At 64.6% G+C, this 13,797-nt stretch carries 16 protein-coding genes; 4 read left to right on the top strand and 12 right to left on the bottom strand.

The window, feature by feature from the left end:
- The first annotated feature begins 2 nt into the window (after positions 1-2).
- From B0E49_RS11260 to hemP, 3 genes are read left to right on the top strand one after another with little or no spacing between them, the layout of a single operon-like run.
- Complete coding sequence (locus B0E49_RS11260) at positions 3-716, top strand: MotA/TolQ/ExbB proton channel family protein (protein WP_077562301.1); 714 nt, start codon at positions 3-5, stop codon at positions 714-716.
- Between the two features lie 41 nt (positions 717-757).
- Positions 758-1,174 (top strand): ExbD/TolR family protein, encoded by a 417-nt coding sequence (locus tag B0E49_RS11265; protein WP_077562302.1) that lies wholly within the window; start codon positions 758-760, stop codon positions 1,172-1,174.
- A gap of 11 nt (positions 1,175-1,185) precedes the next feature.
- Positions 1,186-1,407 carry a hemin uptake protein HemP gene (hemP, locus tag B0E49_RS11270; RefSeq protein WP_077562303.1) on the top strand — a complete coding sequence of 74 codons (222 nt, stop codon included), beginning with the start codon at positions 1,186-1,188 and terminating at the stop codon, positions 1,405-1,407.
- A 19-nt stretch (positions 1,408-1,426) separates the two neighbouring features.
- On the opposite strand, the gene sufT is transcribed toward hemP, so the two are convergent.
- The 7 genes from sufT to B0E49_RS11305 all read right to left on the bottom strand — a co-directional run bounded on the left by sufT (position 1,427) and on the right by B0E49_RS11305 (position 7,835).
- On the bottom strand, positions 1,427-1,972 hold the full coding sequence (gene sufT / locus B0E49_RS11275; protein WP_077562304.1) for a putative Fe-S cluster assembly protein SufT: 546 nt from the start codon (positions 1,970-1,972) through the stop codon (positions 1,427-1,429).
- Positions 1,969-2,460, bottom strand: a complete 492-nt coding sequence (gene sufU / locus B0E49_RS11280) for a Fe-S cluster assembly sulfur transfer protein SufU (RefSeq protein ID WP_077562305.1) — start codon at positions 2,458-2,460, stop codon at positions 1,969-1,971. Before sufU ends, sufT begins: the two co-directional genes overlap by 4 nt.
- Positions 2,457-3,713 (bottom strand): aminotransferase class V-fold PLP-dependent enzyme, encoded by a 1,257-nt coding sequence (locus B0E49_RS11285; RefSeq protein ID WP_077562306.1) that lies wholly within the window; start codon positions 3,711-3,713, stop codon positions 2,457-2,459. Before B0E49_RS11285 ends, sufU begins: the two co-directional genes overlap by 4 nt.
- Positions 3,706-4,953 carry a SufD family Fe-S cluster assembly protein gene (locus tag B0E49_RS11290; protein WP_077562307.1) on the bottom strand — a complete coding sequence of 416 codons (1,248 nt, stop codon included), beginning with the start codon at positions 4,951-4,953 and terminating at the stop codon, positions 3,706-3,708. The genes B0E49_RS11285 and B0E49_RS11290 overlap by 8 nt, the downstream gene beginning before the upstream one ends.
- Positions 4,954-4,957: 4 nt before the next feature.
- A complete protein-coding gene (gene sufC, locus B0E49_RS11295; RefSeq protein ID WP_077562308.1) occupies positions 4,958-5,731 on the bottom strand; it encodes a Fe-S cluster assembly ATPase SufC in 774 nt (257 codons plus the stop codon).
- Between the two features lie 20 nt (positions 5,732-5,751).
- A complete protein-coding gene (gene sufB, locus B0E49_RS11300; protein ID WP_077562309.1) occupies positions 5,752-7,206 on the bottom strand; it encodes a Fe-S cluster assembly protein SufB in 1,455 nt (484 codons plus the stop codon).
- Positions 7,207-7,427: 221 nt separating this feature from the next.
- Positions 7,428-7,835, bottom strand: a complete 408-nt coding sequence (locus tag B0E49_RS11305; protein WP_077562310.1) for a GlcG/HbpS family heme-binding protein — start codon at positions 7,833-7,835, stop codon at positions 7,428-7,430.
- Positions 7,836-8,018: 183 nt separating this feature from the next.
- Here B0E49_RS11305 and B0E49_RS11310 point away from each other — a divergent pair, with 183 nt between their 5' ends.
- Entirely contained in the window at positions 8,019-8,720 is a 702-nt protein-coding gene (locus B0E49_RS11310; protein WP_077562311.1) for a Bax inhibitor-1/YccA family protein, read from the top strand.
- A gap of 49 nt (positions 8,721-8,769) precedes the next feature.
- On the opposite strand, the gene rlmD is transcribed toward B0E49_RS11310, so the two are convergent.
- From rlmD to surE, 5 genes are read right to left on the bottom strand one after another with little or no spacing between them, the layout of a single operon-like run.
- Complete coding sequence (rlmD, locus tag B0E49_RS11315) at positions 8,770-10,191, bottom strand: 23S rRNA (uracil(1939)-C(5))-methyltransferase RlmD (protein ID WP_077562312.1); 1,422 nt, start codon at positions 10,189-10,191, stop codon at positions 8,770-8,772.
- A 41-nt stretch (positions 10,192-10,232) separates the two neighbouring features.
- Entirely contained in the window at positions 10,233-11,246 is a 1,014-nt protein-coding gene (gene rpoS, locus B0E49_RS11320) for an RNA polymerase sigma factor RpoS (protein ID WP_286137941.1), read from the bottom strand.
- Positions 11,247-11,251: 5 nt separating this feature from the next.
- Entirely contained in the window at positions 11,252-12,142 is an 891-nt protein-coding gene (locus B0E49_RS11325) for a peptidoglycan DD-metalloendopeptidase family protein (protein WP_077562313.1), read from the bottom strand.
- An 11-nt stretch (positions 12,143-12,153) separates the two neighbouring features.
- Positions 12,154-12,957 carry a protein-L-isoaspartate(D-aspartate) O-methyltransferase gene (locus B0E49_RS11330; RefSeq protein WP_077562314.1) on the bottom strand — a complete coding sequence of 268 codons (804 nt, stop codon included), beginning with the start codon at positions 12,955-12,957 and terminating at the stop codon, positions 12,154-12,156.
- Positions 12,957-13,745 (bottom strand): 5'/3'-nucleotidase SurE, encoded by a 789-nt coding sequence (surE, locus tag B0E49_RS11335; protein ID WP_077562315.1) that lies wholly within the window; start codon positions 13,743-13,745, stop codon positions 12,957-12,959. Before surE ends, B0E49_RS11330 begins: the two co-directional genes overlap by 1 nt.
- Positions 13,746-13,797: the final 52 nt, after the last annotated feature.

Here is a 13,797-nt window from a genome sequence, read left to right on the forward strand (position 1 = left end):
TTATGGAATCCCAATTCGGCCTTGCCCACATCTGGACCCAGGGTGACCTCGTCATCAAGGCCACCGCGGTGCTGCTGCTGGTCATGTCGCTGGCATCCTGGATCGTCATCATCATCAAGGCGCTGGACGTCATCAAGTACAAGAAACTCGCCATCAAGGCGGCCGATTTCTGGCACAGCGAAGACTTTGCGGCGGGTTTGACCAAGCTGGGCGCCGATGCCGACAACCCTTTCCGCCAACTCGCACTGGAAGGCCGCGAGGCCACTGCGCACCACCGCAACACCAAGGCCCATCTGCATGACACGCTGGATGTGAGCGACTGGGTCTCGCGCTGCCTGCGCAACACCATCGATGAATTCTCCGCCAAGCTGCAATCCGGACTGGCCGTTCTGGCGTCAGTCGGCTCCACCGCCCCGTTTGTGGGCCTGTTTGGCACGGTCTGGGGCATCTACCACGCCCTGCTCAGCATCGGTTCGGCCGGCCAGGCCAGTATCGACCAGGTCGCGGGCCCGGTGGGCGAGTCGCTGATCATGACGGCGCTCGGACTGGCCGTCGCGATTCCGGCGGTGCTGGGCTACAACGCCCTGGTGCGCGGCAACAAATTCATCCTGATCAAGCTCAGCAGCTTCACGCACGACCTGCACGCCTACTTTGTGACGGGTGCCCGGGTGTCCAGCAGCGGCGACAGCAACATCGTTGTGATGAAAAAGGCTTGAGGCCCGCCTGCACGTTTTGCGCATTCACAAGGAATTGACCCATGGCCTTCGGAACCCAGGACGACACCGACGAGGTGATGAACGAGATCAATGTGACACCGATGGTCGATGTGATGCTGGTGCTGCTGATCATCTTCATCATTACCGTGCCGGTGATGAAGAACTCGGTCAATATTGACTTGCCACGCGCCAGCAGCCAGCGACTGGACCCCAAGCCCGAAACCGTGCGCCTGAGCGTGGATGCGCAAGGTAACTACTTCTGGAACAACAGCCCCACGGACGACAGGAACCTGGCCGTGCTGCTCAAGACGGCGGCCCTCAAGACGCCGCAGCCGGAGTTGCATATCAGCGGTGACAAGGCCGTGCGCTACGAGCGCGTGGCGCAGGCGATGGCCGCGGCCCAGCAGGCAGGTATCAAGAAGATCGGGTTCATTACCGAGCCGCCCAAGCAGCCGTGAGCTTATCGGCCATGCCCCACGCGCCTATCGACGAACCCGACACCAGCCGGGCACTCCGTTTAGACGCTGGCGCGCTTGCGCAAGAGGCCGACGGAGGCGCCCGCAGGCGAGCGCCACGCGCCATGGAGAGCGCCGACCTGTTCAGGGGTGAAAGAACCGTGGAGATCAACCACAACGGCGTGATCTATCGGCTGCAGGCCACCCGGCTGGGCAAGCTGATCCTGACCAAATAGTTTTTTCGACCCGGTTTTGCTACAGCCCGAGACTCAATTCCGCAGCCTCGGACATCATCGAACGCGACCACGGCGGATCGAAGACCACCTCGACATCGACCTCCTCCACGCGCGGCAGCCGCAGCAGCTTCTGGCGTACTTCCTGGGCGATGCTCTCGCCCATGCCGCAGCCGGGTGCCGTCAATGTCATCTTGATCGAGACCCGTAGCTGGTCGTCATGCAGCGGCAGCACGTCGCAGACGTAGACCAGCCCCAACTCGACGATGTCAACCGGAATCTCGGGGTCATAGCAGGTCTTGAGGGTTTCCCAGACCAGTGCGCGCACGTCGTCGGTGCTGGCGTCCGCCGCGAGCGACGGAACCGCAGGCGGTGTCTTGCCGATGGCATCGGCATCGTCGCCCTGCAGACGCACCAGGCGTCCCTCGACATACAGCGTGATGGAGGAGCCGAGCGCCTGCGTGATCTCGGCCATGGTATCTGGCATCAGCTCGAACCGGGTGCCGTCGGGAATCAACTCGACCCAGACCGGGCGCCGGACCAGCACGGTTTCGCGGTTGCGCCTCATTGCGGCACCTTTGTTTGTGGCGCACTGTCCAGTTCGGGCTGCTCGGGCTCGTCGCCGCTTTCGGGGGTATCGCCCAGCGCGTGCGCCAGTGCGTGCCAGCCGAGCAGTGCGCACTTGATGCGGCTCGGATAGCGCCGCACCGCGGCCAGGCTGATCAGTTTGCCAAGGTAGGCGTCATCGGGCTCCTGCTGCCCTGTCATCACGGCGCGAAACCGCTGCTGCAGCTGCTGCGCGGCACCCACGCTACCGCCCCGCACCGCCTCGGTCATCATCGACGCAGATGCAATACAAATGGCACAGCCCTGCCCATGGAAACGGATGTCGCGGATCTGGTCCTGCTCGACCTGCAACTGCACGCTGAGGTCATCGCCGCACTGCGGGTTCCTGCCGCGGGCCTGATGCGTCCACGTGGCAAGCAGGCCGAAGTTGCGCGGCGAGCGTTTGTGCTCGACCACGACCTCCTGGTACAGATCGGTGTCGGCGCTCATCGAAACACCTTCAGTGCACGCGAGACGCCGGCCAGCAAACGCTCCACCTCGTCGTGGGTGTTGTAGACGGCAAACGAGGCCCGCGTGGTCGGTCCGACACCCAGGTGATCGAGCAACGGCTGGGCGCAGTGATGGCCGGTGCGCACGGCAATGCCGTCTTCGTCCAGCAGGGTTCCGATGTCGTGCGGATGCACATCACTGGCCACGAACGAAACAATGGCCGATGACTCGGCGTCGGGTGAGAGCACCCGGATACCGTCGATGCGCTGCAGGCCTTTTGCAGCATGTTCGCGCAATGCGCCCAGGTGCTGCTCCAACCGGTCATGCCCGACGGCCGTGATGAACGCCGCGGCAGCGGCCATGCCGACGGTGCCGGCGACGTGCGGCGTGCCGCCTTCGAGCCTCGCGGGCAAGCCGGTAAACCCGGCGCCCTCCAACGTGACCCAGTCCACCATGTCGCCGCCAAAGCGCAGCGGCACCAGCCGCTCCAGCGCGGCGCGGCGCCCGACCAGCGCGCCCATGCCCATGGGGCCGTACATTTTGTGCGCCGAAAACGCCATGAAGTCGCACGCCAGGGTACTCAACTGGAGCGCGCTGTGGCCCACGGCCTGCGCTGCGTCGAGCACGGTCAACGCACCGGTGTCGGCGGCCAGCGCCAGCAGGGCTTCATAGGGCGGGCGGTAGCCCGTGGCGTTGGAGCATGCGGTGAGCGCGAACACGCGGGTGCGCGGCGACAGCAGTCGTTTCAAATCATCGGCATGAACACTCCCCTGGGCATCGGGCATCAGGATGCGCAAGGTAGCGCCGCTGCGGCGTGCCGCCTGCTGCCACGGCACGAGGTTGGCGTGATGCTCTAGGCCGCTCACAATGATCTCGTCGCCGGGGCGTATCACGGCTGGCGCTTCGCCGCTCACCGAGAGCCCCTGCGCCACCATATTCAGCGCCTCCGTGGTGCCGGACGTGAAGATCAATTCGTGCGACGCGTCAGCGCCGACGAAGCGCTTGACGCCGGCCCGGGCGCGCTCGTACGCGTCGGTCGCACGCTGGCTGAGCGTGTGGACACCGCGATGGATGTTGGCCCGGTCATGCTGCTCAAAGCCGTTCATTGCAGCGAGCACCGATTGCGGCACCTGAGTCGTCGCCGCATTGTCGAGGTAGGCCAGCGGTGCATCATGGATACGCTGTGCCAGCACGGGGAACTGTGCACGCAGGCGCTCCAGTTCGCCCTCCTGCAGGATGGATGACTCACGCATGCGACAACTCCTTGCCTGCGGCCAGATAGCGGGCCACCGCGGTGCCCAGCAGCGCATGCACGCCCAGTGTCTCCAGCGCAACGGGGTCGCCCAGGCTGCGTTCGAGCAGCGCCGTCAGCAATCCCTGAATGATCAAGGCGCGCGCACTGCTCTCACTCAGGCCGCGCTGGCGGGCGTAGAACAGCGCATCCTCGGGCAGCGCGCCCCAGGTCGCGCCATGCACCGCCTGCACCTTGTCGTGGTTGATTTCGAGATGCGGACGCAGCACCAGCCGGGGCTGGCCGTCCGTGGGGATTCCGCTGAGCCGCTGGCGTACGGACGCCTCGTCCGCACCGGCCGCAATGCGGCTGTAGGCGTTCACAACGCCGCGCGCCTTGCCGCTGGCCAGCACGAGGGCCTCGACGTCGCTGGTCGTGTCCGCGCCGCGATGCAGCACCTCGACCTGCTGTTCCAGCGCCGTGCCCGCCGCGAAGAGTGCGCCGCCGGTGCGCGCCGAGCCCTGCGCGGCATGCAGATCGAGTTCGGTGCGCTGCAGGTGGTAATTGCTGCCGCTGGCGATGAGCGCCTGATCGTAGCGGGCGCCACGGCCCAGGCGGGCATGCACGCGGTGCACGAGACGGTCATCCCGCCCCGGCGTGGCCACGCGCAGATGCTGCAAGCTGGCGCCCGCGCCCAGCGTGATGTGAACATCGAGGTTCTGCACGACGGCCTCCATGGACGCCCCGCGTTCATGCGTCTCGAGCAGCACGCAGTGCATGCCAGGCAGCACGTCGATCACCAGCGTGGGCGCTTCAAGGGCTGCTTGCGCCTGGCGTCGCAGCACCAACGAGACGGTCTCGCCTGGCCCGCCATCCGTACCCGCCTTTGCACCACCGCCAATGCGCAGGCGCAGCCCGCGGCGGCACATGGCCTGATGCGCCCATGCAAAGCGATCGGCATCGCTGTCGCCCGGCGCGGCAATCCCCGCAAACAGCCGGCTGCGCTGCGTGGCATCCGCCGCATCGAGCCATTGGGCCTCGACAAGGCCCTGACGTGCGGTACCGAGCGGCTCCAGCACCCAGCCGGCATCGACAGACTCCTTCGCCAATGGATCGGCAGCGGACATCTCGCCGCCGTCACCCAGCCATACCTCCATGCCGGGCGGCGGCAAATGGCGAAAATATTCGGACCGGCCCGGAATCCAGCCGATCGAAGCCAGTCGCTCCCTGGCGGTCAAACCTTCAGCGCGCGCGTGATTCATGCGTTCATGCCTCCGCCAACGCCGGGGTCCGCACAAAGCCGGTGCGCGCGATGTCGCGCGCCAGCGCCAGTCCACCGTCCTCGACAATGGCACCCTGATCGAGCCGATGCACCGAATCGGGCTCCAGCGACTCGATCAACTGCAGATAGTGCGAGACCACAACAAAGGCCGTGCCCTGCGCGCGCAGCGACTGCACCAGCCGGACCACGGCACGCACGCCATCGACGTCCATGCCCGAATCGATCTCGTCGAGCAGCGCCAGCCGGGGCTTGAGCAGCGCCAGTTGCAGCAGTTCGTTGCGCTTGCGCTCGCCGCCCGAAAAGCCGTCGTTGACGGGCCGGTTCAGCATTGCATCGGGCAGGCCCAATTCGGCGGCCGCGGTGCGGGCACTCGCCAGAAAGTCGAACGCATCCAGCGGCGACTCGCTGCGTGATTCGCGCACCGCGTTGAGCGCGCTGCGGATGAACAGCCCGTTCTTCACACCCGGAATATCGGGCGGCGCCTGAAACGACACAAACAGGCCGGCGCGTGCGCGCGCCTCGGGGCTCAGCGGCAGCAGATCCTGCCCGCCAAAGCACGCCTCGCCCGACACCACCTTGTAGCGCGGGTGGCCGGCCAGTGTCAGGCCCAGCGTGCTCTTGCCGCTGCCATTGGCGCCCATCAGCACCACCAGCGCGCCAGCCGGCACGGCCAACGACACCGACTTGAGGACGTTTTGCTCCCCCACATCGACGCGCAGATCACGCACCTCCAACAGTGGTTCCGATGGTTTCTTCATGGTTTTCCTTGGTTCATTCATCATCCGACGGCACCTTCGAGCGACACGGCCAGCAAGGCCTTGGCCTCGAGTGCAAATTCCATCGGCAGCTCTTCGAGCACTGCCTGGCAAAAGCCACCCACAATCAGCGAGGTGGCCTCCTGCGGATCGATGCCGCGCTGCTGGCAATAAAACAGGCGCTCCTCGGAGATGCGTGTGGTGGTCGCCTCGTGCTCGACCACCGCGTCGTCCCGGGCCGCCTCGACGTAGGGGAAGGTATGCGCGCCGCAGTGCGGGCCGATCAGGAGCGAATCGCATTGGGTGTGATTGCGTGCGCCGGCAGCGGTCGGCGCGACGCGCACCAGCCCGCGGTAGCTGTTGTGCGCATGGCCGGCGCTGATGCCCTTGGACACAATGCGGCTGCGCGTGTTGCGCCCCAAGTGAATCATCTTGGTGCCGGTGTCGGCCTGCTGGTAGTGATTGGACACTGCGATGGAATAGAACTCGCCGCTGGAATCATCGCCGCGCAGCACCACGCTGGGGTATTTCCAGGTGATGGCCGAGCCGGTTTCGATCTGCGTCCACGCGATATGCGAGCGTTTGCCGGCGCACAGGCCGCGCTTGGTCACAAAGTTATAGATGCCGCCGCGCCCGTTCTCGTCGCCGGGATACCAGTTTTGCACCGTTGAATATTTGATGTGGGCATCGTCGTGCGCGACCAGTTCCACCACCGCCGCGTGCAGCTGGTTTTCATCGCGCTGGGGCGCCGTGCAGCCTTCCAGATAGCTGACGTGGCTGCCGGCTTCGGCAATGATCAAGGTGCGCTCGAACTGCCCCGTGTTGGGCGCGTTGATGCGGAAGTACGACGACAGCTCCATCGGGCAGCGCACGCCCTTGGGGATATACACAAACGAGCCATCGGAGAACACGGCGGAGTTCAGCGCGGCGTAGAAGTTGTCGCCCAATGGCACCACCGATCCCAGATAACGCTCGATCAGTTCGGGATGGTGCTCGACCGCGTGCGAGAACGAGCAGAAGATCACCCCGACCTCGGCCAGTTGCTCGCGGAACGTGGTGCCCACCGACACGGAATCAAATACCGCATCCACCGCCACGCCGGCCAGGCGGGCGCGCTCGTGCAGCGGGACGTTGAGTTTTTCGTAGGTCTCCAGCAGCTTGGGATCCACATCGGCCAGGCTCTTCGGCCCATCTTTGAGAGACTTCGGTGCCGAGTAGTAGCACAAGGCCTGGAAATCGATCGGCTCGACACGCAGCTTGCCCCACTCGGGCAGCGGCATGGTGCGCCAGTGTGCAAAAGCCTCCAGGCGCCGCTTCAGCAAAAACTCGGGTTCGCGCTTGCGCAGGGAAATGGCCCGCACGATATCCTCGTCCAGCCCTGGAGGCAACGAGTCCGATTCGACATCGGTAAAAAACCCATGTCGATATTGGCCATCCAGCGCCTGCACCAGGGGTGCGGCTTGTTCAGCGAGAGCCATTCAGTACCTCCAAACCATACACATTGCAACTAAAACTCCGGCAACCCAGTATTACAGTACCCGGAGCCCCACCCTGCGCGAATGATGGGCATTTTATAGATTCATATTTTATGCATCTTAATGCTCACCAACAGGCTGAGCGACATTGCCAACGAGTGGATCAGGGGCTTTGCCGGCCGCTGCCGCAGGCAAACTCCACAACCGTCGCCGGCCAGACAGATTTACAGGCCGATGGCCGCCAGACCGGCCCGAGCGACCTGCACATCCTCACTGGACTTGACGCCACTGACCCCGACGGCACCCAGGCACTGTCCGTCTTTCATGGCCGGCACGCCCCCTTCAAGCAGGCCCTGCAGCCCGGGCACGCTCAGGAACGACGCACGCCCGCCATTGATCATGTCTTCGTAGACCTTGCTGTCACGGCGCCCCAGCGCTGCGGTATGCGCCTTGGCCGGCGCAATATGGGCGGAAATGGGCGCCGCGCCATCCAGCCGCTGCAGCCACAGCAAGTGGCCGCCGTCATCCACGATCGCAATGCTCACGGCCCAGTTGTTTCGCAGCGCCTCGGCTTCCGCGGCGGCGGCGATTTTCTTGATGTCGGCGAGTTCCAGAACAGGTTTGTTTTTCATGATTTCACGGATAACAGTGATCGAACTTCCAAGCATAACGGCTGTGCTCTGGTTTGCCGGAGCAGCGTAGCGAAAAGTAACCTTACAGAAAATAGGAAGCGTTGCATGCGGCATTCGTGGCGAGCCCTTGAATCACCCTAGAATGACACTATCTGTATGTACAGTGTTGAAGGAGTCAAAACCATGATTGATCAAGTGCGAACCGTTGGACAGGGTGCGGGCTACGGCTACGCCGTCTCACCCGAGCAGCGCAACAGGGTGATGCGCAACACCTACTGGCTGCTGGCATTGAGTCTGGTCCCGACCGTGCTGGGCGCCTGGCTCGGCGTCGCCACCGGCATCACCCGCTCGCTGACCGGCGGCATGGGCCTGATGGTGTTTATGGTCGGCGCCTTCGGCCTGATGTTCGCCGTCGAGAAGACCAAAAACTCGGCGGCCGGCGTGCCCATCCTGCTGGGCTTTACCTTCTTCATGGGCCTGATGCTGTCGCGCATGATTGCGGCCATTCTGGGTTTCAAGAACGGCCCCGAGCTGATCATGACGGCCTTTGGCGGCACGGCCGGCGTGTTTTTCGTGATGGCCAGCGTGGCCAGCGTCATCAAGCGCGACTTGTCCGGACTGGGCAAATGGCTGTTCGTCGGTGCCGTGGTGCTGATGATCGGCGCTGTCATCAACATCTTTGTCGGCTCCACGGCCGGCATGATGGCCGTCTCGGTGGCCGCCATCGGGATCTTCAGCGCCTTCATGCTGTACGACCTCAAGCGCATCCTCGACGGCGGCGAGACCAACTACATCAGCGCCACGCTGGCCTTGTACCTGGACCTGTTCAACGTGTTCCAGAGCCTGCTGGCGCTGTTGGGCATCTTTGGCGGCCAGCGCGACTGAGACGCTCCTCCCGCCACTTCAAAAAAGGGCTGCCTGCGCAGCCCTTTTTTTATGCCAGCTCGAACACCGCCATGCTCTCCACGTGCGCCGTATGCGGGAACATGTTGACCACCCCCGCCGCCGCACAGCGATACCCGGCCAGGTGCACCAGCACGTTGGCGTCGCGCGCCAGCGTGGCCGGGTTGCAGCTGACATAGACGATGCGCGTGGGCGGCATCCATCCGCCGCGCAGTTCGGGCCGCTGCTGCAAATCGGCCAGCGCCTTGAACAGTGCAAACGCGCCTTCACGCGGCGGGTCCACCAGCCATTTGTCGGCCGCGCCGTCCGCCATGAGCAGCGCCGGCGTCATCTCGAACAGGTTGCGCGCTACAAATTCAGTAGCTGATAGCGAAGAACCTTCAAGGGCTGCAGCCCGATTTAGCTCAAAATTTTGACGGGCGCGCGCCACCAGGGTTTCGCTGCCCTCGACGCCCAGCACCGCGCCGGCCTGGGTCGCCAGCGGCAGCGAGAAATTGCCCAGTCCGCAAAACCAGTCAATCACGCGCTCGTGCCTTTGCGCATCCAGCAGGCGCAGTGCACGGCTCACCAGCACGCGGTTGATGGCCGGATTGACCTGCGTGAAGTCAGTCGGCTTGAACGGCATGGTGATGCCGAACTCGGGCAAGGTGTAGGCCAGTTGGGCGCCCCCCTCGTGCAGCAAATGTGCCGTTTGCGGGCCGCCGGGCTGCAGCCACCACTGCACGCCCCGATGGGCGCTCGCAAAGGCTTGCAGCAGGTCGATATCCGCGGCGCCCAGCGGCTCCAGGTGCCGCAGCACCAGCGCAATCACGTCGTCATCGCCACCGCCCCTATCGCCCATCGCCAGTTCGATTTGCGGGCAGGCCTCGCGCGCCTGCATCGCGCCAATCAGCCCGCGCAGCGGCAGCAGCAGCGCGCTGACCCGTGGCGGCAGGACGTGGCATTCCAGCATGTCGGCCACGTAACGGCTCTTGCGCTCATGAAACCCCACCAGCACGGCGTCTTTCTTGCGAACATGGCGCACCGAGAGCCGTGCCCGGTAGCGGTAGCCCCACGCCGGCCCCTCGATCGGGCGCAGGATGTTGTCGGGCTTGACCTTGCCAAGGTGCCACAGATTGTCTTCCAGCACGCGCTGCTTCACGGCCACCTGCGCACCGATATGCAGATGCTGCATCTTGCAGCCGCCGCAGGCGCCTTCGTGCAAGCCAAAATGAGGGCAGGCGGGCTTGACGCGCTGCGATGATTCGCGGTGGATGGCCGAGACCGTGGCCTGCTCGAAGCTGCTCTTCTTGCGGTTGACGTTGGCCGTCACCAGTTCGAACGGCAGCGCCCCTTCGATGAACACGACCTTGCCGTCGGGCTTGTGGGCTACGCCCTGGGCCTCCATGTCGAGCGATTCGACCAGCAGCCAGTCGGCGGGGTAGCTTGATTTATTGCTTGCGAAATCGGTCATGCCCGATTGTCTCAGGCCCGCGCAGCCAGATTCAGTCCACGCTACAGAAACGCCTCTTTGCCGATGCCGCTGCGGTTCAACTGCCGCTTGAGTTTGAGCAGGGCTTCGTTCTGGATCTGGCGCACGCGCTCGCGCGTCAGGCCCAGGCGGTCGCTCAGCACCTCGAGGGTTTCGGGTTCGCGGTCGTGCAGGCCGAAGCGGCCTTCCAGCACTTCTTTCTCGCGGTGCGTCAGCGCATCGATCCAGCCGCCCACCAGGCGCTCCACCTGATGCGTCTGGGCCGTATCGGTCGGGTCCACGGCAAGATCGTCGGGCATGGTGTCGCCCAGCGAGTGGTCGTCTTCGGACTTGTCCATGGCGGCGTCCAGCGAGCGCGGCGATTCCGCCAGCGACAGCAAATCGGCCACCTCGCGCACGTCGCGCCCCAGCAGGGCGGCCACGTCCTCCACACGCACGCCGTCGGGCCGCGTGGCGACAAAAATCTCGTCGTTTTCAAGCGTGCGGCGCGCGCGCAGCACCTGCTGCAGCTCGCGAATCACATGCACCGGCAGCCGGATCACCCGCCCCTGGTTCATCACGGCGCGCTCGACCGACTGGCGAATCCACCAGGTCGCGTAGGTGGAAAACCGGAAGCCCCGATCGGGCTCGAACTTGTCGATGGCATGCATCAGGCCCAGGTTGCCTTCCTCGATCAGGTCCGACAGCGGCACACCGCGCCCCAGATAGCGCTTGGCGATGCTGACCACGAGGCGCAGGTTGTGCTCGATCATCGACTGGCGCGCCACGAAGTCGCCGGCGCGCGCGCGCGTCGCGATGGCAAACTCTTCTTCGGGGCTGAACAGTTCGGTGCGCCGCACGTCACGCAGGTACAGGGTGAGCGCGTCGCTGGACTCGCCGGGAAATTCGGCAGGAACATCCCGTGCCAGCTCGTTTGCTCCTGAATCAATAGCAGAGTCTGCCCGTTCGTCATGGGCTGGCGGCATTTTGCTCGCGAGCGTGCCGCCGTCAAGCGCATTCGGGCCATCGGTGTTGATGAGTCCGCTGCGCTTTTTCATGGAAGCTACCTTGGTGGAAGATACTTGGTCGGATCGACTGGCTTGCCCTGGCGTCTGATTTCGAAATGCAGCTTCACGCGGTCTGCATCACTGCTCCCCATCTCGGCAATTTTCTGGCCCTTGCGCACGGTCTGGTCTTCCTTGACCAGCAGCGTCTGGTTGTGCGCGTACGCGGTCAGATACGTGTTGTTGTGCTTGAGGATAACCAGATTGCCGTAGCCGCGCAATCCCGCACCCGCGTACACCACGCGCCCGTCGGCGGCGGCCAATACCGGCTCTCCGGCCTTGCCGCCAATATCCACGCCCTTGTTTTTGGCATCGTCAAAACCTGCCAGCAAGGGCCCGCCGTGGGTCGGCCAGATCCAGGCGATATCGTCATCGCTGCCCGGTGCCGGTGCGGGAGTCGGCGCCGGCGGGGGAACAGGGGTCGGCGCGATGGAGGCAACGACCGGCGGCAGCGATTTGGCCGCGCTGGCGGCCGCTGCGGGTGCCGCGGCTGTCACGGGCGTTACGGAAGACGAGGACACGGGCTTGGCCACGGCAACCGACTCACCCACGGGCGGCACGACGCGCAGCACCTGCCCGACTTCGATCACATTGGGATTTTCGAGGTTGTTCCAGCGCGCCAGATCACGCCAGGCCTGCCCGGTGTCCAGGCCAATGCGCATGATGGTGTCGCCGGGGCGCACCGTGTAGTAGCCGGGTTTGCCGGCATTCTCGACGCCCGGCAGCGGTTTGACGGCGCCGCTGGCGTCGGTGGCGGAGGCCCCGACGGTGCCCGCGCTGCGATCCGAGACAGGCGCCCAATTGGGACTTTTCGAGGCGCATCCGACCAGGCTCAGCCCGATCGCCAGCACCACAGCAAACATCCACCCCTGTCGTCGAATCCCCAACATATGCAATCCCTTCAAGCGATACCCGATTTTAAGGGGACAAAATGGACCGCCTCAAGAACACTGTGCTTCAAACCGCGCTCCAGCTTGTCCACCACGACCAGCGCCTGCTGCCCCGCGGCCGTCTCCATGGGCGCCACGATACGCCCGCCGACCGCAAGCTGGTCGATCCAGGCCTGCGGGATCGCATGGCCACCCGCCGCGGCAATGATGCCGGCATACGGCGCGCCTTTGGCGTATCCCTGCATGCCATCGCCAAACAGCAGATGCACGTTGGCCAGCCGAAAGGGCCGCAGGTTCGCGCGCGCCTTGTCGTGCAGGCCGCGCAGCCGCTCGATGCTGTAGACCTCACGCGCGAGCCGGCCCAGCACAGCCGCCTGGTAGCCGCAGCCGGTGCCCACCTCCAGCACGCGGCCCATTTTGATGGCCCCTTCATCCTGCCCCTGCAGCAGCAGCTCGATCATGCGCGCGACCACATTGGGTTTGGAAATCGTCTGGCCCAGGCCGATAGGCAGGCTGGTGTCCTCATAGGCCTGGTTCACCAGCGCGCTGTCGACGAACCGGTGGCGCTCGACGGCGCCCATCGCCGCCAGCAGATCAGGATGAGTGATGCCCTGATGCGCCAGTTTTTTCACCATCCGCCCGCGCACCATCTGTGAATCCAGACCATGCCCCTGGGCCGCCGGTGTCAACCCGGGTTTGGCATCATTTTGGCTTCTAGCCCTTGTATGGACAGCACTGTCAGCTATATTTTTCGGAGCAACTGCAGCGCGGGACGACAAATCCATGCGGGCCGGAAAGCTCGGACGCTGCGCCATCAGGGGGCCCCATCGCGGCTATCGGCCAGCCGCACGGCCGTCTGCGCCCAGTAGCGCAAGTGATCGTGATCGGTCAGGTCCACCTTCAGCGGCGTCACCGTGACGTGCCCCTGCAGCGCCGCGTGAAAGTCCGTGCCCTCGGCATCGTCCTTGGCCGGCCCGGCGCCGCCGATCCAGTACATGGTTTCACCCCGCGGACTGGCCTGCGTGATCACCCGTTCGGCCGAATGCCGACGCCCAAGGCGGCATATCTTCAATGGCTTGAGTTGCTCCAATGGCAGGTTGGGGATGTTGATGTTGAGCAGCCAGGGCTCGGCACCTGGTGCCAGGCCCAGCAGGCTGCCGCGAATCATTTGCAGCACCAGCTCGCGCGCTTTTTGCGCTGCGGCGTCCAGCTCGCGCCAGCCCTTTTCGACCTGCGAGAAGGCCATCGCCGGAATGCCGAACAGATAGCCTTCCATGGCCGCGCCCACGGTGCCGGAATAGATCGTGTCGTCGCCCATGTTGGCACCATTGTTGATGCCCGAGATCACCAGGTCCGGCCGATAGCCGAGAAGGCCGGTCAGCGCGATGTGCACGCAGTCGGCAGGTGTGCCGTTGACGTAGCGAAAACCATTCGCCGCGGGCGTCACGTACAGCGGGGCGTGCAGCGTGAGTGCGTTCGACTTGGCGCTGTTGTTCTGCTCGGGCGCCACCACTTCGACGTCGGCCACGTCCTTCAGGGCCTCGTACAGCGCCACGATACCGGGCGCATGGTAGCCATCGTCGTTGGAGATCAGGATTTTCATAACTGCTTTAGAGTGCAACCGATTGTAGGTTGCACGCCTGCCTTCTATAGTG

It is taken from the genome of Polaromonas sp. C04, from assembly GCF_002002705.1.
GTDB lineage: Bacteria > Pseudomonadota > Gammaproteobacteria > Burkholderiales > Burkholderiaceae_C > Rhodoferax_A.

Coding starts and splice junctions, on each gene's coding strand:
- B0E49_RS11260 (WP_077562301.1), top strand. CDS start 3: ATGGAATCCCAATTCGGCCTTGCCCACATCTGGACCCAGGGTGACCTC.
- B0E49_RS11265 (WP_077562302.1), top strand. CDS start 758: ATGGCCTTCGGAACCCAGGACGACACCGACGAGGTGATGAACGAGATC.
- hemP (WP_077562303.1), top strand. CDS start 1,186: ATGCCCCACGCGCCTATCGACGAACCCGACACCAGCCGGGCACTCCGT.
- sufT (WP_077562304.1), bottom strand. CDS start 1,972: ATGAGGCGCAACCGCGAAACCGTGCTGGTCCGGCGCCCGGTCTGGGTC.
- sufU (WP_077562305.1), bottom strand. CDS start 2,460: ATGAGCGCCGACACCGATCTGTACCAGGAGGTCGTGGTCGAGCACAAA.
- B0E49_RS11285 (WP_077562306.1), bottom strand. CDS start 3,713: ATGCGTGAGTCATCCATCCTGCAGGAGGGCGAACTGGAGCGCCTGCGT.
- B0E49_RS11290 (WP_077562307.1), bottom strand. CDS start 4,953: ATGAATCACGCGCGCGCTGAAGGTTTGACCGCCAGGGAGCGACTGGCT.
- sufC (WP_077562308.1), bottom strand. CDS start 5,731: ATGAAGAAACCATCGGAACCACTGTTGGAGGTGCGTGATCTGCGCGTC.
- sufB (WP_077562309.1), bottom strand. CDS start 7,206: ATGGCTCTCGCTGAACAAGCCGCACCCCTGGTGCAGGCGCTGGATGGC.
- B0E49_RS11305 (WP_077562310.1), bottom strand. CDS start 7,835: ATGAAAAACAAACCTGTTCTGGAACTCGCCGACATCAAGAAAATCGCC.
- B0E49_RS11310 (WP_077562311.1), top strand. CDS start 8,019: ATGATTGATCAAGTGCGAACCGTTGGACAGGGTGCGGGCTACGGCTAC.
- rlmD (WP_077562312.1), bottom strand. CDS start 10,191: ATGACCGATTTCGCAAGCAATAAATCAAGCTACCCCGCCGACTGGCTG.
- rpoS (WP_286137941.1), bottom strand. CDS start 11,246: ATGAAAAAGCGCAGCGGACTCATCAACACCGATGGCCCGAATGCGCTT.
- B0E49_RS11325 (WP_077562313.1), bottom strand. CDS start 12,142: ATGTTGGGGATTCGACGACAGGGGTGGATGTTTGCTGTGGTGCTGGCG.
- B0E49_RS11330 (WP_077562314.1), bottom strand. CDS start 12,957: ATGGCGCAGCGTCCGAGCTTTCCGGCCCGCATGGATTTGTCGTCCCGC.
- surE (WP_077562315.1), bottom strand. CDS start 13,745: ATGAAAATCCTGATCTCCAACGACGATGGCTACCATGCGCCCGGTATC.